Origin of the sequence: Sphingobacterium psychroaquaticum, from assembly GCF_004421025.1 — a bacterium.
GTDB lineage: Bacteria > Bacteroidota > Bacteroidia > Sphingobacteriales > Sphingobacteriaceae > Sphingobacterium > Sphingobacterium psychroaquaticum.
The window spans coordinates 500,407-520,288 of sequence record NZ_CP038029.1 but is presented as its reverse complement, the minus strand read 5'-3'; the positions used below and the strand labels follow the sequence as shown (position 1 = coordinate 520,288).

24 protein-coding genes are annotated in these 19,882 nt (G+C 41.7%); all 24 read right to left on the bottom strand.

The window, feature by feature from the left end; translation table 11 throughout:
- Positions 1-17: 17 nt before the first annotated feature.
- The 24 genes from rpsH to pdhA all read right to left on the bottom strand — a co-directional run bounded on the left by rpsH (position 18) and on the right by pdhA (position 19,794).
- The gene (gene rpsH / locus E2P86_RS02135; protein ID WP_085472363.1) at positions 18-416 is read right to left on the bottom strand and encodes a 30S ribosomal protein S8; all 399 of its coding nucleotides are present in this window, start codon (positions 414-416) and stop codon (positions 18-20) included.
- Between the two features lie 141 nt (positions 417-557).
- Positions 558-827: a 30S ribosomal protein S14 gene (gene rpsN / locus E2P86_RS02130; protein ID WP_085472364.1), complete on the bottom strand. Its 270-nt coding sequence runs from the start codon at positions 825-827 to the stop codon at positions 558-560.
- Positions 820-1,389, bottom strand: a complete 570-nt coding sequence (gene rplE / locus E2P86_RS02125; RefSeq protein WP_085472365.1) for a 50S ribosomal protein L5 — start codon at positions 1,387-1,389, stop codon at positions 820-822. Before rplE ends, rpsN begins: the two co-directional genes overlap by 8 nt.
- Positions 1,389-1,730, bottom strand: a complete 342-nt coding sequence (gene rplX / locus E2P86_RS02120; protein ID WP_085472366.1) for a 50S ribosomal protein L24 — start codon at positions 1,728-1,730, stop codon at positions 1,389-1,391. The genes rplE and rplX overlap by 1 nt, the downstream gene beginning before the upstream one ends.
- Positions 1,731-1,732: 2 nt before the next feature.
- The gene (gene rplN, locus E2P86_RS02115; protein WP_037498951.1) at positions 1,733-2,101 is read right to left on the bottom strand and encodes a 50S ribosomal protein L14; all 369 of its coding nucleotides are present in this window, start codon (positions 2,099-2,101) and stop codon (positions 1,733-1,735) included.
- Between the two features lies 1 nt (position 2,102).
- Positions 2,103-2,357: a 30S ribosomal protein S17 gene (gene rpsQ, locus E2P86_RS02110; RefSeq protein WP_085472367.1), complete on the bottom strand. Its 255-nt coding sequence runs from the start codon at positions 2,355-2,357 to the stop codon at positions 2,103-2,105.
- 14 nt (positions 2,358-2,371) lie between these two features.
- Positions 2,372-2,590 (bottom strand): 50S ribosomal protein L29, encoded by a 219-nt coding sequence (gene rpmC, locus E2P86_RS02105; RefSeq protein ID WP_085472368.1) that lies wholly within the window; start codon positions 2,588-2,590, stop codon positions 2,372-2,374.
- Between the two features lie 95 nt (positions 2,591-2,685).
- The gene (gene rplP, locus E2P86_RS02100; protein ID WP_085472369.1) at positions 2,686-3,108 is read right to left on the bottom strand and encodes a 50S ribosomal protein L16; all 423 of its coding nucleotides are present in this window, start codon (positions 3,106-3,108) and stop codon (positions 2,686-2,688) included.
- 56 nt (positions 3,109-3,164) lie between these two features.
- Positions 3,165-3,941 (bottom strand): 30S ribosomal protein S3, encoded by a 777-nt coding sequence (gene rpsC / locus E2P86_RS02095; RefSeq protein WP_085472370.1) that lies wholly within the window; start codon positions 3,939-3,941, stop codon positions 3,165-3,167.
- A gap of 11 nt (positions 3,942-3,952) precedes the next feature.
- Complete coding sequence (gene rplV / locus E2P86_RS02090; RefSeq protein ID WP_085472371.1) at positions 3,953-4,384, bottom strand: 50S ribosomal protein L22; 432 nt, start codon at positions 4,382-4,384, stop codon at positions 3,953-3,955.
- Between the two features lie 7 nt (positions 4,385-4,391).
- On the bottom strand, positions 4,392-4,658 hold the full coding sequence (gene rpsS / locus E2P86_RS02085) for a 30S ribosomal protein S19 (protein ID WP_037498931.1): 267 nt from the start codon (positions 4,656-4,658) through the stop codon (positions 4,392-4,394).
- On the bottom strand, positions 4,658-5,485 hold the full coding sequence (rplB, locus tag E2P86_RS02080; protein ID WP_085472372.1) for a 50S ribosomal protein L2: 828 nt from the start codon (positions 5,483-5,485) through the stop codon (positions 4,658-4,660). Before rplB ends, rpsS begins: the two co-directional genes overlap by 1 nt.
- A 6-nt stretch (positions 5,486-5,491) precedes the next feature.
- A complete protein-coding gene (rplW, locus tag E2P86_RS02075; protein WP_085472373.1) occupies positions 5,492-5,782 on the bottom strand; it encodes a 50S ribosomal protein L23 in 291 nt (96 codons plus the stop codon).
- Position 5,783: 1 nt separating this feature from the next.
- Positions 5,784-6,413 carry a 50S ribosomal protein L4 gene (rplD, locus tag E2P86_RS02070; RefSeq protein WP_085472374.1) on the bottom strand — a complete coding sequence of 210 codons (630 nt, stop codon included), beginning with the start codon at positions 6,411-6,413 and terminating at the stop codon, positions 5,784-5,786.
- 5 nt (positions 6,414-6,418) lie between these two features.
- Positions 6,419-7,036, bottom strand: a complete 618-nt coding sequence (rplC, locus tag E2P86_RS02065) for a 50S ribosomal protein L3 (protein ID WP_085472375.1) — start codon at positions 7,034-7,036, stop codon at positions 6,419-6,421.
- Positions 7,037-7,297: 261 nt separating this feature from the next.
- Entirely contained in the window at positions 7,298-8,563 is a 1,266-nt protein-coding gene (locus tag E2P86_RS02060; protein ID WP_134433981.1) for a glycoside hydrolase family 88 protein, read from the bottom strand.
- A 29-nt stretch (positions 8,564-8,592) separates the two neighbouring features.
- Positions 8,593-9,861, bottom strand: coding sequence for a DUF2264 domain-containing protein (locus E2P86_RS02055; protein WP_134430440.1), 1,269 nt, complete (start codon positions 9,859-9,861; stop codon positions 8,593-8,595).
- A gap of 6 nt (positions 9,862-9,867) precedes the next feature.
- Positions 9,868-11,799 carry a heparinase II/III domain-containing protein gene (locus E2P86_RS02050; protein WP_085472378.1) on the bottom strand — a complete coding sequence of 644 codons (1,932 nt, stop codon included), beginning with the start codon at positions 11,797-11,799 and terminating at the stop codon, positions 9,868-9,870.
- Between the two features lie 46 nt (positions 11,800-11,845).
- Positions 11,846-13,996, bottom strand: a complete 2,151-nt coding sequence (locus E2P86_RS02045) for a glycosyl hydrolase family 95 catalytic domain-containing protein (protein ID WP_134430437.1) — start codon at positions 13,994-13,996, stop codon at positions 11,846-11,848.
- 11 nt (positions 13,997-14,007) lie between these two features.
- Entirely contained in the window at positions 14,008-15,246 is a 1,239-nt protein-coding gene (locus E2P86_RS02040; protein WP_134430434.1) for a glycoside hydrolase family 88 protein, read from the bottom strand.
- Between the two features lie 178 nt (positions 15,247-15,424).
- Positions 15,425-15,784: a CoA-binding protein gene (locus tag E2P86_RS02035; protein ID WP_085472380.1), complete on the bottom strand. Its 360-nt coding sequence runs from the start codon at positions 15,782-15,784 to the stop codon at positions 15,425-15,427.
- Between the two features lie 14 nt (positions 15,785-15,798).
- The gene (locus tag E2P86_RS02030) at positions 15,799-16,986 is read right to left on the bottom strand and encodes a serine hydrolase domain-containing protein (protein WP_394346504.1); all 1,188 of its coding nucleotides are present in this window, start codon (positions 16,984-16,986) and stop codon (positions 15,799-15,801) included.
- Between the two features lie 132 nt (positions 16,987-17,118).
- Positions 17,119-18,753, bottom strand: coding sequence for a dihydrolipoamide acetyltransferase family protein (locus tag E2P86_RS02025; RefSeq protein WP_134430431.1), 1,635 nt, complete (start codon positions 18,751-18,753; stop codon positions 17,119-17,121).
- A 45-nt stretch (positions 18,754-18,798) separates the two neighbouring features.
- Positions 18,799-19,794, bottom strand: coding sequence for a pyruvate dehydrogenase (acetyl-transferring) E1 component subunit alpha (gene pdhA, locus E2P86_RS02020; protein WP_085472382.1), 996 nt, complete (start codon positions 19,792-19,794; stop codon positions 18,799-18,801).
- Between the last annotated feature and the right edge of the window lie 88 nt (positions 19,795-19,882).

The window sequence follows — 19,882 nt, the reverse complement described above, 5'->3', positions numbered from 1 at the left end:
TGTGTTTTTTACCTAGATTAATAAACGTAACATAAAACCTCACCACCTACATTTTGTAAGCGGGCTTCTTTATCTGTCATCACTCCTTTAGAAGTTGACAAGATTGCGATACCCAAACCATTCAAAACACGTGGCATGTCTTCCACACTTGCATACTTTCTTAAACCAGGTTTACTCACACGTGTCAAAGTGCGAATAGCCGGAATTTTGCTAATTGGGTGGTACTTCAAAGCAACTTTGATAGAACCTTGAGGTCCTTCTTCTTCGAATTTGTAATTAGCAATGTAACCTTTGTCAAAAAGAACTTTAGTGATCTCTTTTTTAAGGTTCGATGCAGGAATTTCAACAACCCGGTGGTTGGCCTTAATGGCATTCCTTACTCGTGTAAGGTAATCCGCTATTGGATCTGTATTCATTATAGAACTAATTTGTGACAACGGTTTCCCTCCCTACCCTAGGGAAAGACCTATTATCTGTTAAAAATTTTTGCAATACGAAAAAAACCCGATAAACCCTTGTGGGGTTTATCCGGGCAAAAGTAATTTTTTTTTCTCTTATTACCAAGAAGCTTTTGTCACTCCCGGGATTTTACCATCAAGAGCCATCTCACGGAATGTTACACGAGAGATACCGAATTGACGCATATATCCTTTAGGACGGCCAGTTAATTTACAACGGTTGTGCAAACGTACTGGGGAAGCATTTTTTGGTAATTTGTCTAATGCTGCGTAGTCACCTGCTGCTTTAAGCGCTGCACGTTTCTCTGCAAACTTAGCCACCAATTTTTGACGCTTTACTTCGCGTGCTTTTACACCTTCTCTAGCCATTGTTAGTTGGATTTTGATTTTTGAATGGTAAACCGAATTGTTTTAGTAACTCTAATGCTTCAACATCAGTTCCAGCAGAAGTTACAAACGTGATATCCATACCTTGGATCTTATTGATTTTGTCAATGTTGATCTCTGGGAAGATAATCTGCTCAGTAATACCTAAGTTATAGTTACCTCTACCATCAAAGCCTTTATCGTTGATACCACGGAAGTCGCGGATACGAGGCAAAGATACAGCCACCAAACGGTCAAGGAATTCGTACATCATGTTATCACGAAGTGTAACACGTGCACCAACTGGCATACCTTTACGTAATTTAAAGTTAGAGATATCTTTCTTAGATTTCGTTGCTACAGCTTGTTGACCAGTGATAGTCGTTAATTCTGTAATAGCACTGTCGATCAATTTCTTGTCAGCAGTAGCCGCACCGATACCTTGAGAAACAACTATTTTCTCCAGTTTAGGAACTTGCATAACGCTCTTATACTGGAATTTTTCTTTAAGCGCTGTACGGATTTCTTCCGCATATTTCGCTTTTAATCTTGGTACGTAAGTCATTATTTAATTTCCTCCCCTGATTTTTTAGCGTAACGAACAATTTTGCCATCTGCATTCACTTTACGACCAACACGTGTTGTAGCACCTGTTTTAGGATCGATTAAAGCGATGTTAGAGATGTTGATAGCAGCTTCTTTCTCAATGATACCACCATTAGGATTAGCCGCACTAGGTTTTGTGTGTTTTTTCACGATGTTAGCGCCTTCAACAACCGCTCTGTTCGCATCGATTAAAACTTCTTTAACTTTTCCTTGAACACCTTTAGAGTTACCAGCGATAACTTTCACTAAATCACCTTTTTTAATCTTGATTTTGTGAGTTGTATTTGATTTTTGTGCCATAATTATAAAACCTCCGGTGCTAGTGATACAATCTTCATGAATTGTTTCTCACGTAATTCACGTGCCACAGGGCCGAAAATACGTGTTCCACGTGGTTCATCGTTGTTGTTTAACAATACTGCTGCATTGTCATCGAAACGAATGTAAGAACCATCTTTACGACGGATTTCTTTTTTCGTACGTACGACAACAGCTTTTGAAACTGATCCTTTTTTTACGTTCCCTGAAGGAATAGCGCTCTTAACGGTAACAACGATTTTATCACCGATAGATGCATAACGCTTACGCGTACCGCCCAACACACGGATTACTAAAACTTCTTTAGCACCGCTATTGTCAGCTACATTTAGTCTTGATTCCTGTTGTACCATCTTATTTAGCTCTTTCTAAAATTTCTACTAATCTCCAGTTCTTCGTTTTACTCAGCGGACGAGTTTCCATAATCAATACCGTGTCGCCGATACCGCAGGTATTTGTTTCGTCATGAGCTTTGAATTTAGTAGTTTTCTTAACGAATTTACCATAGATAGGGTGTTTTACTTTACGTTCAACAGCTACTACGATAGATTTGTCCATCTTGTTGCTAACTACTAAGCCGATTCTTGTTTTTCTTAATTGTCTTTCCATTTCGACTTTACTTTTTACGCCTCAGAGGCTGTTTCAGATTTAGCTACGTTTTTACGTTTAGATACTTCAGTCGCGATGCGAGCGATGTTTCTACGTGCAGCTTTGATTGCATTTGGATTTTCAATTGCAGAAACAGCATGTGCAAATTTCAACTTGTTAAGAGCAGCTTTCTCTTCTTTAAGACGAGCTGTTAAATCCTCTTGTGATAATTCGATAATTTCTGAATTTTTCATTTTTATCAATTGTTATGCTGGGTTATCAATTCAAGTTATGAGTTGCCTTGTGGGTAACGGCCACAAGGCTAAACTAATTGACATTACCAACGATTTTATGCTTCTACGTAGTCTCTACGTATAACAAACTTAGTTTGAACCGGAAGTTTCTGTGCAGCAAGGCGAAGTGCTTCTTTAGCAATTTCTAAAGGCACACCTTCTGCTTCGAATAACATACGGCCTGGGCGTACTACTGCTACCCAGTATTCAGGAGCACCCTTACCTTTACCCATACGTACCTCTGCAGGTTTTTTCGTAACAGGTTTATCAGGGAAGATACGGATCCATACTTGCCCTTCACGTTTCATGTAACGTGTAACGGCAATACGTGCAGCCTCAATCTGACGGCTAGTGATCCATGCTGGCTCCAGTGATTTGATACCGAAAGAACCGAAAGCTAATTCCGCTCCACGAGAAGCGTTACCTTTCATACGGCCTTTCTGCATCTTTCTGAACTTCGTTCTTTTTGGCTGTAACATGTTCGTATTTTATTTTAATCCGCCCGCAGGCGGACACTTTTAAATCTTGTTATTAATTAATCTCTTTTAGCACCTCCGCGGTTTCCACCACGGTTGTTACCACCACGACCACCTTTGTTACGGTTGTCACGACGTTGATCACCACCTTCGTTTCCGCCACGTGATTTTACGCCTGAAGTTTGACCGATGTTAGGAGATAAGTCACGTTTACCGTAAACTTCACCTTTACAGATCCATACTTTAACACCGATTTTACCGTAAGTAGTCAATGCTTCTGCTAATGCATAATCGATATCTGCACGCAATGTGTGAAGTGGAGTTCTTCCTTCTTTGTACTGCTCAGTACGTGCCATTTCAGCACCACCTAAACGACCAGAACACATTACTTTGATACCTTCAGCACCCATACGCATTGTTGAAGCAATAGTCGTTTTCATTGCACGACGGAATGAAATACGCGCTTCTAATTGCTTAGCAATACCTTCTGCTACCAATTTCGCATCTAGCTCAGGGCGTTTGATCTCGAAAATGTTGATTTGAACATCCTTTTTAGTCAGTTTTTTCAACTCTTCTTTGATCTTGTCAACTTCTTGACCACCTTTACCGATAACGATTCCTGGACGTGCAGTGTGGATAGTAACAGTGATACGTTTCAAAGTTCTTTCAATAACAACTTTTGCTACGCCACCTTTAGCGATACGTACAGAAAGATATTTTCTGATTTTTTCGTCCTCAACCAACTTGTCAGAATAGTTGTTGCCTCCGAACCAATTAGAGTCCCATCCTTTGATGATACCTAATCTGCTACCTATTGGATTTGCTTTTTGTCCCATTCTTATTAATATTAGTTGTTAACGTTTTTTAAACTATCTACGATCAAAGTCACGTGGTTTGAACGCTTGCGAATTCTGTAACCGCGACCTTGAGGAGCCGGACGTAATCTTTTCAATTGACGACCACCGCCTACAGATACTTCTTTCACGAAAAGTGCGCTGTCTTCTAACGAAGCACCTTCGTTTTTAGCTTCCCAGTTTTTAATTGCTGATAATAACAATTTCTCCACACGGATAGCCGCTTCTTTACCTGTATGTTTCAAGATATAAAGTGCAGTCTCTACTTTCTCGCCACGGATAAGATCCACCACTAGACGCATCTTACGAGGCGAAGTAGGGCAGTTCAATAACTTGGCGGTAGAGGCTCCTCCTACTTGAGCTTTTTCCTGCTCTTTGCGTTGTCTGATAAGGACAGACTTCTTAAGTTTTTTTGTTGCTTCCATTACCTAATTATTTTTTCTTTTCTGCGTGGCCTTTGAATGTACGCGTAGGCGCAAATTCACCAAGCTTGTGACCAACCATATTCTCCGTTACATAAACAGGGATAAATTTATTCCCGTTGTGCACTGCGAAGGTATGGCCAACAAAATCAGGTGAAATCATTGATCTACGAGACCATGTTTTGATAACTGATTTTTTGTTTGTTTCATTCATAGAAAGAACTTTTCTTTCTAAGTTGTGATCGATATAAGGACCTTTTTTAATTGAACGAGCCATTATTTTTTCCTTCTCTCAATGATGTAACGATTCGATGTTTTCTTCTTGTAGCGTGTTTTGAAGCCTTTAGCTAACACACCTGTGCGTGAACGAGGGTGACCTCCTGAAGTACGACCTTCACCACCACCCATAGGGTGATCTACCGGGTTCATAGCCACACCACGAACGCGAGGACGACGACCTAACCAACGTTTACGACCTGCTTTACCTAACACTTCGTTAGCTTTTTCAGCATTGGATACAGATCCAATAGTCGCAACACATGTCAACAAGATCATACGTGTTTCACTTGAAGGCAATTTGATGATGGCATACTTACCGTCACGTGCTGACAATTGCGCATACGTACCAGCCGAACGTGCAATTGAACCTCCTTGACCTGGGTTCAATTCAATGTTGTGAATGATAGAACCTAGAGGAATGTTAGCTAACGGTAACGTGTTACCAATTTCTGGGGCAACTTGCTCACCTGCGATCACTGTTTGACCAACTGTTAATCCAGCTGGAGCAATGATGTAGCGTTTCTCACCATCAGCGTAGTGCAACAAAGCAATACGTGCTGTACGGTTTGGATCGTATTCGATCGTAGCTACTTTTGCAGGGATATCTTTTTTATCGCGTTTGAAATCTATTAATCGGTATACTTTCTTGTGTCCCCCACCGATATAACGCATAGTCATTTTACCGGACTTGTTACGACCACCTGATCTCTTATTGCTGCCTACTACTAACGATTTTTCAGGAACGTTTGTAGTAACGTCAGAATAGTCTGCGCCTACTCTGAAACGCGTACCAGGGGTTACCGGTTTGAATCTTTTAACTGCCATTTCTTATTATAGTGTAGTGTAAAAGTCAATTGTTTCACCATCCTTCACCGTGATGATGGCTTTTTTATACTTAGGAGCTCTTCCTGATACAAAGCCAGCTTTTGTATGACGGCTTTTTGCTTTACCTGCTACAACAGCAGTGTTTACAGCAACAACCGTGATACCGAACATCTCTTCGATAGCTAGTTTGATCTGGATTTTATTAGCTCTGTGATCTACTTTGAAAGCGTAACGGTTTAATTTCTCCGTTAACAACGAAGCTTTCTCAGTCAAAATAGGTTTTTTAATAATTTCCATATTACTTAGCGAATGCTTCCTCCAAAGTTTTAACAGAATCTGCTGTCAACAAAAGTTTTGTAGCGTTCAACACATCGTATGTGTTCAACTCAGAAGCTGCAATTACTTTTGCTTTTTTCAAGTTTCTGCTTGATAAATAAACATTGTTATCTTGTGCTGATAAAACCAATAAAGTTTTCTCATCAGCTAGGTTCAACGCGTTGATCAAAGCCACATAGTTTTTAGTTTTAACGGTATCGAATTTTACTTCGTCCAATACTAAAATACTGTTTTCTTGCGCTTTGTAGCTCAATGCTGATTTACGCGCTACTTGTTTCAATTTTTTGTTCAATTTGAACGAGTAGTCACGTGGTTGAGGACCGAATACACGACCACCACCATTAAACAATGGAGACTTGATAGAACCCGCACGAGCACCACCAGTACCTTTTTGTTTGTGTAATTTACGTGTAGATCCAGCGATCTCATTACGTTGTTTAGATTTGTGAGTTCCTTGGCGTTGGTTCGCTAAGTATTGTTTCACATCCAAATAGATCGCGTGGTCGTTAGGCGTTACGCCGAATACTGACTCAGGCAGTTGCACCTTGGCACCTGTTTCTTTACCTGATAAATTTAATACTTTAACTTCCATCTCTACTATTTGTCTACGATTACGTATGAACCTTTAGCTCCTGGAATGGAACCACTAACAACAATTAGGTTTTGATCTGCGTAAACTTTCAATACTTGTAAGTTTTGAACTTTTACACGCTCACCACCTGTACGACCTGCCATGCGCATTCCTTTGAATACACGTGAAGGCCAAGAAGAAGCACCTAATGAACCTGGAGCACGTAGTCTGTTGTGCTGACCGTGAGTCGCACCACCTACACCACCAAATCCGTGACGCTTCATTACACCTTGGAAACCTTTACCTTTCGAAGTACCGACTACATCAACGTACTCGCCTTCTTCGAAGATAGTTACATCCACGATGTCACCTAGTTGTTTCTCATCCTCGAAAGTTTTGAATTCAACTAGCTTACGCTTAGGAGTCACTCCTGCTTTAGCGAAATGTCCTTTTAAAGGCGCTGTCGTGTTTTTCTCCTTAGCATCATCATAGCCAAGTTGAATAGCCACGTAGCCATCCTTCTCTTCCGTACGTATATGCGTAACCACGCACGGTCCAGCCTCAATTACTGTGCAAGGGATATTCTTCCCTTCTGCATCGAACAGGCTGGTCATTCCTACTTTTTTACCAATAATTCCTGACATGTTATAAATAAATTAATTAAACGTCCTTCGAAGCAGTAGGGCTTCGCTCAAGACACACTTTTCCCAATAAGGGACTGCAAAAGTACAAACATTTTTATAACTATCAAACAGTTAGTCGATTATTTTTTAAAAAACTTTTACGTTTGTACACTTATATCTCGCGTAATTGAAAAACAATAATCTATCCCTTCTCCAAAACAGAAAGTTTATGCGAACAACATCTATACAGCATATCGTAAACTTTATACGGGCGATCCGCTTTTACTGTTTAATAACCGTATCACCGGCAAGCATCCGCTTATACCGTAGCAATGCCTCTACATAATAATAATCTGCATACGTTAATGGCACATCTATTTCTGTCTTATGGGGAATTGAACCTACGCTATGCTTTAAGATATATCCGCCATTATCTTGGTATGCTGCTTTATATGGTGCCCCAGAAAGAGATCTTAGCATCTGCTCCGCCTTTTGCACATACAACTGCCTTTCCTTTCCTTTAGTATATAAGCTAAGTTCCAACAATGCAGACGATACCACCGCAGCCGTCGAAGCGTCGCGTAGATCCTTTTGCGCATAGTATTTACTATCTGCCTTTAATTTATTCTGATCAAAATCCCAATACGGCACCATATCACTCGGCATATTCGGATGATTTAAATAAAACGTAGCAATTCTACGTGCTTGCTTCAGATAACTTTTATCTTTCGTCTCCCGGTACATCATCGTATAACCATACAGCGCCCAAGCCTGTCCCCTCGCCCAAGCCGATTCATCAAATGCTCCTTGGGCAGTTTTCTTGCTGATTACATGCCCATCCTTTGGATCGTAATCGACCACATGGTATGAACTGTAATCTTTACGGAAATGTTGTTTGATCGTTGTGTTAGCATGGATCTTTGCAATGCGTGTAAAAGAGGGATCTCTCGTTATTTTTGTAGCCTGTGTTAAGAACTCCAAGTTCATCATATTATCAATAATTACCGGATAAGTCCACGGCTGTCCATCCCAATTCTTTCCCCCATCCCAAGAACGGATCGTTTGTGTAGATTCTTTAAAACGGGTCGACAAGGAAGCTGCTCCCGTGGCAAGGATCGGTTTATACGTTGCCGAATCTCCCGTTAACCGCAACGCATTCCCAAAACTACAGAACAGCATAAAGCCAAGGTCATGCGTACCTTTATTATTCTTCTCTTTCTCCAAATACTTTAGTTTACTCTTCGCAATCGTTAGTAGATCGGCATCCCCTGTTGCTTCATATAAGTAAAGTGCGGTCCCTGGATAAAATCCGGAGCACCACCAAGATGTTCCCCAATTCACATGTTTACCTTGACTAAAAGAGGTTGGAATATCGGACTCTTTAATCTGTGATTCTAAGTATTTGATCTGTCTCGCAGCATCCTTTAAGTTATCGGTAACAAACTGCTCAGACAAGCTCAAATGTTGATTCTTTGATTGTGCTCCTACCGGGGAATAAGTTCCACAGGCTAAAAGAACAAAAACGGTTAAGGTCTTTTTTATATTCATCATTAAAGTAATTAGCTTAGTACATTTAATTAATAGGTGACATAATAATCCTTTGGAAATTGCGCTCCAGTAAAGACTTTCTGTGCGGTCCAGGGTGCAGGCTCGGTCGTCCAGAACTCATCCGTCGCCGGAAGCCCAAGAGGCAGAAAGGAGAGTGATGCTACATACATGGATCCGGCATTGGTATAATAGTCTGCCAGATTATCCTGCCCATCCCCCACCACTCCCATAGTGAGCCAACCCAACTGATCAAAATTAGATTTCGTATATATATGTTTAAGCACTGCTGTCATCCCAGCGCGTACCTGTCCTTTTGTGAGGTCTTCAGGCAACTGATTATCTAATACTACTGCAGCGAGCGGCTGAAAGGCGGCATTTCTATAGGTCGAAGAGCGCCCCACCACAGGGTAATATCCTTCAGGCGTTATCAAGCGTTCCAAATGATGAGCATACCGCCGCATTCGCTTGTACGCACGATCGTACATTTCTTTATATGCACCACCAAATGGTATATTATACCGAAGTGCTTCAACCTGCATGCAGTGGATAACATATCCATTATAATGGTCAAAACTAAACCGTGCTCCATCGCTATACCAGCCATCTCCGATATACCATTCTTTATCAAACTTATTAACGGCATAATCGATTCGTTCCCGTACACAATCCTCCCCAATAAAGTATAGGAATGTTTCGGTCATCGCTGCAAAAAGGAGCCAGTTGCTTTCATTTGGCTTAATCCGCCGAAGCAACTTGAACTCCTCGACCACGCGTTTTTTCGTTATTTCAGGCAGCGGTTCCCATAACGCATGCGGAGCGCGAAGGAAAGCTTGCGCCAGATGTGCAGCATCGACCAAAGTTTGCGAAGACGAGCCTCTCCAAGTGAAATAGTCGGCTGATGCAGGGTCTGTACCATGTTGAATACCCAGAAGCACTTGCTCTCGAAATCTCTTTCTCCATGCACCTTCTTCTGAACCATCATCCGGCAGCGCTAGCCAAGGAGCCATTCCCGCCACAAGGCGTCCAAATGCCTCTAAGTACCCCACTCCGCTGTCGCGTGAATCAAAAGTAGGACTCACCGACATAGGCATATTTTTACGGAATGTTTCTTTGCTGATATTTTCAAGAATGGGCTGCGCCATTTGGGTTAGTATAGCGACCCAATACGCACGATCGTCACCTCCCTCTATCGCACGTGCTTCGTACTTTTCTTTTATGGCCTTCCCTTTCACCCTCCCTCCAGCTAGAGAAAGGATTCCGGTTAGCACTGCGTTCTTGATCAATAATCTTCTGTTCATATTATTTTATTTGCCCGCACTTCGTTCGACCCGCTTGATCTTAAAATTGTAGGTCGCCTCTCGGTTCATTTTTTTCTCTGTAAAATGGATTCTATAAATCTTTTCTCCCCACACCTTTTGATGGCGCGCATCGGTCAACATTTGCTCTTCAATGGTTGGTACAAGGTTTTTGGAATTACTCTGTATTAATACGCACTTACCTGTATCGTACTCGATGTAAACATCACTTCCATCCAGCACAGGCCTAATCGACGTTATGTAATGTATCTGTTGGGGAGAGATCGTTTTGGTTAAGCTATATTTTTCCTGCATCTCTAGCTCCTGTTTAGCGGGCGCAAACTGAAAGCTACGTGTCCACGAGGATACCGCAGCTTCGGCCGGATAAGCGGTACCAATATCCAATGAAAAAGAATGGTTAAAATCCCTTGATGGCAATTTCACCGCAGTCGCCCTAAATTTGGCACCATCCTGTTGCATAACACCGTTGATCGTCGGTAAGCTATGCCATTGGGACTGCATATTCCATATTTCATAGCGTTTACTGGAAAAGGTTTTGCTGTTATAGGTGCCAACACCAATATCAATCAATACCGGAATATTATCAGCAAACAACATAAAACTACCGACGTCGTTGTGATTATGACTAACACCATTATGCCCCCCGATACCAACAAAGGTTAATCCTTTACCCATGGACTCGCTCTGCCATTTTACAAGCTGCAGACTGGGGTATACGACCTCGAGCGCATGGTTAACCACAGGTGCAGCTTTCGTAATATCCTTATAGGACGCTGCAAGCAACAAAAGATCTTGCACATTACTGCTATTCGTACTTTTGTGCCGGTTCCATAGATACGCTGCAAAATTACGTAGATCTTGATCTTTAAAGATATCACCATAGATGGCTACTTTCGACGGCGTTGGATATTCGATCGCTAAGGCATCGGCGAAATTCACAAAACGATTTCCATCAATATGCATACGAAGGATATACTGCCCCATACGATGTATCTTCGTTTCTTGTGATACATCAAACTTATCAGCCGACGCCTCCTTTAAAAGTTGCAACATCGTTCCTAATTCGCCTCCTGCATGTATCCAGTAGGAAGGTCCTTCCTCGCAAGCGCCATCTTCGGGGTAGTAATCGATAAACTTATCGGAACTTTCCATCACCTTGAGAACAATTTGCTTTTGCTTCTCGGGATCATCCATCACAAGGAGAGCTGTACGCAGTACATTATTATTTATCCAGATATTCCAGTTGTTGACGAATCCTTTTCCATAACCCATCCACCAGAAATCTTTTCGCAAGAGATAGGGTTCTAAGATTCGTTTATCCAGCTCGTACTTCAGCTTTCGCCGTAATTGTGGCGAGTAAGCGTCCAATTCTGTGGCCAAGGCCCGATAAATAGCAGCCAAATCTGCTGCGACTCTGCCTGCTCCCAGGTCTATGTAACTATCATAAGGATCGACTAATCCCGCTCCGGCCTGCTGAACAACAATATGTGCTGGACTGACCCAGGTACTTTCTTCCAAAATTAACCACAAACCATTGGCGATCTGTGGAATATAGGTACCATCCTGGCGCAACATCTCGCCTGCAACCAGCTGACTTAATTTGGCACGACGTAGGTTGATGTCGGATTCATAGTTGGTGCGATTACCATTCCTTTTATACTCCAAATATTTAGACGCCAACAAAGAAGGCCAAGTAAATACATTCGCCGTGTCCGCATCACGAATAATTTTATCTTTTACCTCCACGGGTAAATCGCGTAGCTGCTGTCGCCACAACGAAGCGCGTGTATTTTGCCAGGTCTTTAATTTGGAAAAAAGATCCGTATATGACGCGTCCGTTATTTTACGCTGTAATATCTGTTGCTGACCGATTCCGAAAGATGGAAGAAAGAGCAAGATTACTAAGGCAAGATGTTTCATACGTATGATGTTTCAGAACACATAAAGAACAAATAGAAATTCAACATTAACGAAGATGTAAGACAGCCTGCTCTCCCTTAGGTAAATAAAGCTCAACATAATCATCATGCTGATCGCGAATCGCTGAATGTCCCGAAAGCGTGATACGAGGGTTCACTATTCCACTTTTGAGACGAATAGTCCCTGTATGCTGACTCATCACACGTACCTCACGTGTTTTACCACTTTTTCTTTCAGCCGAGATCAAAAATGCACCATCCGTCAGCATGTCCCGAAAGGTAACGTCAGCCCATACCGTTGGTACAGCTGGAAACACACGCGTAACACCATTCCAATGTTGAAGCACCAGTTCCTGAATACTACTCATTGCTGCGAGTGGTGTTTCGATAACAGGCCCTGTCTCCGCATATAGCGTATTAGGTTTCACATATTTTCGCAACAATGTTTCCAAGGCAACTAAGGCTTTGTCTCCTTCACCCATCATCGCATACATAGAAGCGCTCCCCGAAAAGGAGTACCCCTGTAACGCTGCAGGTTTACTTTGCCAATGGCTGATAGAGCGCTTTATTAAGTCATGGTTCTCTGGTTGATCCCAATTGATGTCGTAAAAAGGATATACCATCATCAGATGCGAATAATGTCGATGTGACTCCGCATATGGAACGTCCTTCGCAATCATAAAACCATCCTTATTCGTCGGGTACGCTCGAAGGTGTGTCAAAACCGTCTTCCATCTTGTATAGAGCGGGTCTTTTAGGTTACGCTCATCATCCATCGCAATCAACGTCTTTAATCCCCAACGTAAAATCGAGAGATCATAGTTCGTATCATAGGCATATCCACCAGAATACTCTGGTGAATAGGTTTTTTCAACAATATGATATCGGCCATCGGCATCTTGATCCAGGAGGTGCAAATAATAGTTCACCGACCTTTTCAGCAAAGCAAACAACGGTTCATATGCTTTTTCATTCATACTAAACCTATAGTATTGATAATAACTGTGTAGCATCCACGTAAGGTTGCCCAGCTCTTTTTGTCCATCTTCCCAAGCTGTTCCATCACGCCCTCGCTCCACCCATACCGGGCTAATCATATCTGGAGCTGAGCTGCGACCAATAGCCGCACTATTATGCCGATACGGTTTAGGAGAATTTTGAATCAAGTTATCAACATTGCGGTTGATCATTTTAATCAATGATTCTGCAATCTCAAGGTGATTACTAGCAAAGACTGGCGAATAAGCGAGCTCTATATTCAGGTTATGCCAATACGCTGGCCACGGCGTGTTGGATGTCCATGGCCCTTGAAGATCCATAGCTGGCTTATCTTGCCCCGTGGCTGAAGCCAGCTTATAGAGTTGCATATTATAAAATTGTTGCAGGCGTGTGTCCGGAAGTGTCAGATTCGACCTGGAATAGTAAGATTTCCAGATCGCTTTATGCTCCAGAATTTCCTTATCAAGCGCCATTTCCTTAAGCGCTTCTATGTTGTCGATGGCCTGTGCCACATAATCTCTATTTCCGGTATCGTAACCTATGCTAATGAGGTAAACAGTCTTATTTTCTTTAACATAGGACTGCCAAACCGTGGCGTATCCACCACCCGCCAAGAGTGGCTGTTTATAAACAGAATAGTTATTACGCTTCACATGTTCGCCTATAGGGTTTTCAGGGTAATTGTCCGGTTTCTTAGCGTGTCCAAAATTCATCCGCGGACTTCGCGGCACCTCAGGAATCCATTCCAATAAAGGTACAGTATTGGCACCGAGCTTCGTATCAATCTCTACATAGATTACATCTCGATTTGCAAAGGTTAGCGTGCGTACCGAATAGTGCTCTCGTGCTGTCACCACAGTAGCTATCGCTTCACCGCCGCCATAATCGATCAAACCGTTTGTACGAAGCACAGTGTCTTGCAAACGAAGTACGAAATGTCCAATGGGTAATCGCGCCTTATCAAATAATGCAGATTCAGGGTTTTCACGGTGATCATATACATCGGTCCGACCAACATCGATCCGCAATGTATTGTTTGATTTCATATAGCTCATCGTCCCCAGCAGGCCGTTACCGGTAAAAACGCCACTATAGATAGTAGTCCCGAGTTTCTCCATTGGAAACATCGAACTATTGCCTTGTCCAAAAGATAATAATACACCCCAACTAAGAGACAAAAAAAGAATAAATCGCTTCATACTGTAAGGGGTTAATCTATAATGCTTTTCCCTGCCAACAAGCGTTGGTAACGTATTAAAGCTTCAACATAATAATAATCCGCATAGGTTAGTGGCACATCAATTTCGGAATCTAAAGGCAGCGCACCAACAGAATGCTTCAAGATATATCCTCCATTTTCACCATCCTTCGCCAAATAAGGGTCTCCCGAAAGATTCTTAATCAACGTTTCTGCAGCGCCTAAGTATCCTTTGGCCTCTTTCCCCGTTGTATATTGTGACAATTCCAGAAGCGCACTAGCATATAATGCTGCTGCCGAAACATCCCGCAGGTCCTTATTTTTGTACATCTTACTCGTTGCAGGTACTTTTTCTTTATCAAAGTCCCAATATGGCACTAGATCTGCCGGCAACTGTGGATGTTTCAAAATATAAGAGGCAATATGTTGCGCCTGCTTCAGGAATTGTTTTTCTCCAGTTTCCCGATACATCATCGTATAACCGTACAAAGCCCAGCCTTGTCCTCTGGACCAAGCAGACTCATCAAAAGCACCTTGATGATTTTTCTTTCTACTTACAGCCCCCGTCTCCTTATTGTAGTCAATCACATGATAGGCACTGTAATCTTTCCGAAAATGGTTCTTAATAGTGGTATTCGCATGTTGCACCGCAATATCTTTGTATTTCTTATCTTTTGAAATTTTTGTTGCCTGCGTTAAGAATTCTAAGTTCATCATATTATCGATGATAACCGCATACTCCCAGCTTCCCCAATCCCAAGATTTGATTGCCTTTTGCCTATCATGGTATCGAGAGGCTAATGACTCGGCGCCCGTCAAAAGAATATCCTTATAACTCGCCGAATCTCCAGTAAGTCGAAGAGCATTTCCAAAACTACAGAATAGCATAAATCCCAGGTCATGCGTTCCTTTATTAAACTGTTCTTTGGCCAAAGGTTTCAACTTGTCTGTCGCGAGGGTTAATAGTGTATCATTCTTTGTTCCTTCATACAGATATAGCAATGTGCCGGGATAAAAACCAGAACACCACCACGAAGAATTGGAGAACTTTTGCTGTCCGTTTTCGAATGTCTTAGGAAATTTATCGGGTGGAGTTGCTGCAGTTAAGGTCGATATTTGTTGTGCCGCATCCTTTAATTTTTCCTGTATAAAAGAATCAGATAAGGATAGATCGGTACGCTTTGTTTGTGCTTGCGCCGTTGTTGTGAGTACTAAGCAAATGGCTAATGCTAGATTCGATAGTTTCATCATATATAGGTTTAAGTGTCGAATATATGATATTAAGAAGAAAATTGAGGTGGAAGGTATTGGATTAATTCACGATAACGTTTTCATCCGGCGACACAAACGATTGTTCATTCCTATCAACCTGTCCGGTTGGTAAAGAAAGGTGTCAAAATAAAAGCAGAGACTAGCTCTGCCTTTATTTTTAATATTGTCCTGTATTGAGCATCACGAGCGTACACGCCTCGATGGGCTCTATTCCATCTTTTTCCAACAAGACTTTGAGCTCTTCATTTTCAGCACCAGGATTAAAGATTACACGCTTCGGTTTTGTTTGAAGGATATAATCGTAGTAAGGTTGCTGATTTTTAGGTCCCACATAAAGCGTGATGGTATCAATATCCGTATGGATATCACTGGCAGTCTCAATATCAACGCCCGCTACTTTTCCAACTTTACGGCCTACATTCACGATCTCATGCCCTTTCCGAACCAACTTATTAGCGACCAGGTAAGAATAACGCGCAGGATTTGTACTGGCACCAAGAATCAGTGTTTTTTTCATAATAAATCTATAAGTTAGTTAACAACAAAGTCACCATTTGCATTATATGCGTTTTGCCGTAAAACAGGCATCTTTAATATTTTGTACAAGCTATCTAAATTCACGAGGCTTCCATTTGCCATATTGGATAACAACACAATAGTAACATCATCGGTTAGATCTCTAACATATAAATTGCGAAAACCGTGCCACCATCCGGTGTGATAGACCACTTGTGTGTTATGTGGCGAAAAAGTACGCCATCCATAACCGTAACTGAATAGATTTCGCTTTGCATCATTACGAGGAACATATGCTGAGTCCAGTAATGCTTTATTCACGATGCGACCTTCCTTCAGTGCAATATCCAGTAAAAAAAGATCTTGAACTGTGCTATATATACCTTTATCTCCTACAGGCCCATCCAAGTAGTTTTGCACGACCGAACGACGCCATACCTTATCGTGACCCATCACATTGGTTGGAATAGTTTCATAACGCGCCTTCGATAAGGCGGCTGTATTCTTCATTCCTGCCGGATCAAATACCACCTCCTTCATATACGCTCCAAAATCCTTTCCGCTGACTTTCTCTATAATAGCACCGAGGACCATATAATTGGAATTATTATAGTGGAAACGTCCGTTAGGCGCTCCATAACGATTTGGCTTATGCTCGATCAACAAATTTACAGCATCCATATTGGTCATTCCTTTTTTCTTATCCTTCCATACGCCTTCTGCAAAATACACGTAATTAGGCAAGCCACTCCGATGTGTCAACAACATTTGTATCGTAATACCAGGATAGGGAAAAGCAGGAAAAAAGTCATTAACAGTCTGATCCAGTTTCAGTTTTTCAGTTTCGACGAGCTTAAGGATCCCCAATGAAGTAAGCGGTTTAGAGACCGACGCGAGTTCAAACTTAGAATCAATTTTCAGACTATCTTTCTTTAGGTAGTTCGCCCAGCCAAAAGATCCCTGATAGATAATTTTACCTTTTTTCGCAATCAAAACATTACCATTGAAGGCTGCCTTCTGATGCAGGTGCTGCATAAAGGCTTCAATCTCTCTGTCCGCAGAATCTGGATTGTAGACAAGGGAGATACTATCTTTCTCAATTTGTTTTTTAACAATTTCTTTTTGCTTTGCTTCGGGTGATGAACACGCAACGACATTAAAAAGCAAGGCAACAAATAGGGTATTTATATATTTTATACGCACAGGATACTCCTCGAATATTAGAGTTAAACACTTGAAATCAATTCCTACAAAATAGGATTTCTTGACTGTATTAACAATAAAAAAAGCACTTTGGCTAATACCAAAGTGCTTTTATAACTATATTTTTACTGATTACGCTAATAAACGAATTGGCGCTTCTAGTAATGATTTTACGGTTTGCAAGAAAGCAGCACCAGTTGCACCATCCACCACACGGTGGTCACATCCCATAGTTAATTTCATAACATTACCTGGTACTACAGCTCCATTTTTAACAACTGGAATCTGCTGGATCGCGCCGACAGAAATGATTGCACCATCCGGTGAGTTGATGATTGATGTAAACTCATCAATACCAAACATACCTAAGTTAGAGATTGTAAATGTTGAACCTTCCCAATCTGCTGGTGTTAATTTCTTAGCTTTTGCTTTTTGTCCGTATTCTTTAACTTCTGCAGAGATGTGCGATAAGGATTTACCATCTGCAAAACGTACTACCGGAACCAATAGACCATCTTCCACAGCCATCGCCACTCCAATATTTACGTGTTGGTTGAAACGAATCTTATCCCCTCTCCATGAAGAGTTCACCGCAGGATGTTGTTTTAATGCAGAAGCAACTGCTTTAATTAAGATATCATTGAAAGAAACCTTAACAGGCGCTACCTCATTAATCTGTGCACGCGCAGCAATCGCATTGTCCATATCAACAGAGATGGTCAAATAGAAATGTGGTGCAGTAAATAAAGATTCACCTAAGCGACGTGCAATAGTTTTACGCATTTGCGAAACCGCTACTTCTGTATATTTCTCTTCTCCAATAACTTGTGGTAAAGAAATCGTTGCTTTTCCTTCGCTCGCTGCTGCCGCTGGAGCATCTGCTTTTGCCGCCGCCGCTGTCGGAACAAATGTTTCTACATCTTTCTTCACAATACGACCGCCATCCGCAGACCCTTTCACATCGTTCAGATTAATGCCACGTTCTTTCGCAATTTTTCTTGCTAAAGGAGAAGCTTTCACACGTGAATCATCCGCTGTGCTCGTCGCTGCTGCTACTGGCGCTGCTGCGCTAGTTGTTTCTGCGACCGCAGGCGCTGCCGTTTCAGCTTTCGCTGCTGCTGGTGCACTAGGCTTTTGATTCAACAATGGCGTAATATCTGTTCCCGCAGGACCTACAATAGCAATAATATCATTTACTTTTGCTGCTTCACCTGCTTCCAAACCAACATATAACAATGTTCCTTCTGCATAAGCAGTAACCTCCATTGTTGCTTTGTCCGTCTCAACATCAGCGATAGCATCATCTGATTTTATGGTATCACCCACTTTAAAGTTCCATTGTGCAATAACCCCTTCAGTCATGGTATCACTCAACAATGGCATCGTAATTACGGTACAACCTAAATCCTCAGGCGTAACGGTAGATGTACTTGCCGCAGGAGCATCAGCAGGCTCAGCTGCTGCTTCAGATTTCTCTTCCGCCTTAGCTGGAGCAGCATCACCTTCTAGCAAAGCTTTGTAATCCTCCCCTTCTTCACCCAAAACAGCGATTACCGCATCAATTGCTACAGCTTCACCTTCCTTCGGGCCAATGTACAACAATGTTCCTTCTTGATAAGACTCGAAGTCCATCGTTGCTTTATCTGTTTCAACTTCAGCAATTAAATCACCGGAGTTTACTTTATCACCGACTTTTTTGTGCCATTTAGCAATTACACCTTCGGTCATGGTGTCGCTCATTTTCGGCATTCTTACTACTTCAGCCATTTGTTATAGTAGATTATATCTTTAAGTTAAAGTAATTCTTAATTATTAGTCCATTACAAAAGGATAGTCCTTCTGTACATAAACGTCGTCATAGATTTCTGAAGCATCTGGATATGGCGATTCTTCTGCGAATTTAACAGACTCATCCACTACTTTTTTCACATCCGCCTCTACTTCAGCAAACCATGCCTCATCAGCATAATTATTTTCTAGAATCGCAAGTTTCGTAGACACCAATGGATCACGACCTTTGTATTCTTCTAATTCTTCTTTTGTACGGTATTTAGCTGGGTCAGACATCGAGTGTCCTTTGTAACGGTATGTACGAATTTCCAAGAATGTCGGTCCTTCACCAGCACGCGCACGTTGCACAGCTTCATCCATCGCGTTGTGTACCGCAACAACATCCATACCATCAACAGCAGCACTTGGCATATCAAAACCAAATCCCATTTTGTAGATATCGATCATGTTCGTTGTACGCTGTACGGAAGTACCCATCGCGTAACCATTGTTTTCACAAACAAAAATTACAGGTAATTTCCACAACATCGCCATGTTCAATGATTCGTTAAATGCACCTTGACGAACAGCGCCGTCTCCCATAAAACAAACATTTACGCTATCCTTACCTAAGTACTGTTCCGCAAAAGCGATACCTGCACCCAAAGGAATCTGACCACCTACGATACCATGGCCACCCATCATCTTGTGTTCTTTCGAGAAAAAGTGCATAGAACCACCTTTACCTTTAGAACATCCTGTAACCTTACCAAACATCTCCGCCATACATTCGTTGGCAGACATACCTTTTGCTAAAGCATGTGCGTGATCTCTATACGAAGTGATAACAGAGTCATCGGGTCTAGTTGCCGAAATCGTACCAGCCATAACAGCCTCTTGACCAATGTATAAGTGACAAAATCCACGGATCTTTTGCTGCCCATATAACTGACCAGTCTTCTCCTCGAATTTACGCATAAGTAGCATAGATTTATACCACTCTAAATATGTTTCTTTTGTTATAGGTGTTGAACTCATTTTAACGTATTGAATTTCTTTACTAAACCGACCACAAATCTAGTTATTTTTAACGAGATTTTGAATAAAAAATAGGCAGGAATTAGTC

Bases quoted from the DNA above. Each gene is read 5' to 3' on its own strand.
- rpsH (WP_085472363.1), bottom strand. From the start codon at position 416: ATGAATACAGATCCAATAGCGGATTACCTTACACGAGTAAGGAATGCC.
- rpsN (WP_085472364.1), bottom strand. From the start codon at position 827: ATGGCTAGAGAAGGTGTAAAAGCACGCGAAGTAAAGCGTCAAAAATTG.
- rplE (WP_085472365.1), bottom strand. From the start codon at position 1,389: ATGACTTACGTACCAAGATTAAAAGCGAAATATGCGGAAGAAATCCGT.
- rplX (WP_085472366.1), bottom strand. From the start codon at position 1,730: ATGGCACAAAAATCAAATACAACTCACAAAATCAAGATTAAAAAAGGT.
- rplN (WP_037498951.1), bottom strand. From the start codon at position 2,101: ATGGTACAACAGGAATCAAGACTAAATGTAGCTGACAATAGCGGTGCT.
- rpsQ (WP_085472367.1), bottom strand. From the start codon at position 2,357: ATGGAAAGACAATTAAGAAAAACAAGAATCGGCTTAGTAGTTAGCAAC.
- rpmC (WP_085472368.1), bottom strand. From the start codon at position 2,590: ATGAAAAATTCAGAAATTATCGAATTATCACAAGAGGATTTAACAGCT.
- rplP (WP_085472369.1), bottom strand. From the start codon at position 3,108: ATGTTACAGCCAAAAAGAACGAAGTTCAGAAAGATGCAGAAAGGCCGT.
- rpsC (WP_085472370.1), bottom strand. From the start codon at position 3,941: ATGGGACAAAAAGCAAATCCAATAGGTAGCAGATTAGGTATCATCAAA.
- rplV (WP_085472371.1), bottom strand. From the start codon at position 4,384: ATGGAAGCAACAAAAAAACTTAAGAAGTCTGTCCTTATCAGACAACGC.
- rpsS (WP_037498931.1), bottom strand. From the start codon at position 4,658: ATGGCTCGTTCAATTAAAAAAGGTCCTTATATCGATCACAACTTAGAA.
- rplB (WP_085472372.1), bottom strand. From the start codon at position 5,485: ATGGCAGTTAAAAGATTCAAACCGGTAACCCCTGGTACGCGTTTCAGA.
- rplW (WP_085472373.1), bottom strand. From the start codon at position 5,782: ATGGAAATTATTAAAAAACCTATTTTGACTGAGAAAGCTTCGTTGTTA.
- rplD (WP_085472374.1), bottom strand. From the start codon at position 6,413: ATGGAAGTTAAAGTATTAAATTTATCAGGTAAAGAAACAGGTGCCAAG.
- rplC (WP_085472375.1), bottom strand. From the start codon at position 7,036: ATGTCAGGAATTATTGGTAAAAAAGTAGGAATGACCAGCCTGTTCGAT.
- E2P86_RS02060 (WP_134433981.1), bottom strand. From the start codon at position 8,563: ATGAATATAAAAAAGACCTTAACCGTTTTTGTTCTTTTAGCCTGTGGA.
- E2P86_RS02055 (WP_134430440.1), bottom strand. From the start codon at position 9,861: ATGAACAGAAGATTATTGATCAAGAACGCAGTGCTAACCGGAATCCTT.
- E2P86_RS02050 (WP_085472378.1), bottom strand. From the start codon at position 11,799: ATGAAACATCTTGCCTTAGTAATCTTGCTCTTTCTTCCATCTTTCGGA.
- E2P86_RS02045 (WP_134430437.1), bottom strand. From the start codon at position 13,996: ATGAAGCGATTTATTCTTTTTTTGTCTCTTAGTTGGGGTGTATTATTA.
- E2P86_RS02040 (WP_134430434.1), bottom strand. From the start codon at position 15,246: ATGATGAAACTATCGAATCTAGCATTAGCCATTTGCTTAGTACTCACA.
- E2P86_RS02035 (WP_085472380.1), bottom strand. From the start codon at position 15,784: ATGAAAAAAACACTGATTCTTGGTGCCAGTACAAATCCTGCGCGTTAT.
- E2P86_RS02025 (WP_134430431.1), bottom strand. From the start codon at position 18,753: ATGGCTGAAGTAGTAAGAATGCCGAAAATGAGCGACACCATGACCGAA.
- pdhA (WP_085472382.1), bottom strand. From the start codon at position 19,794: ATGAGTTCAACACCTATAACAAAAGAAACATATTTAGAGTGGTATAAA.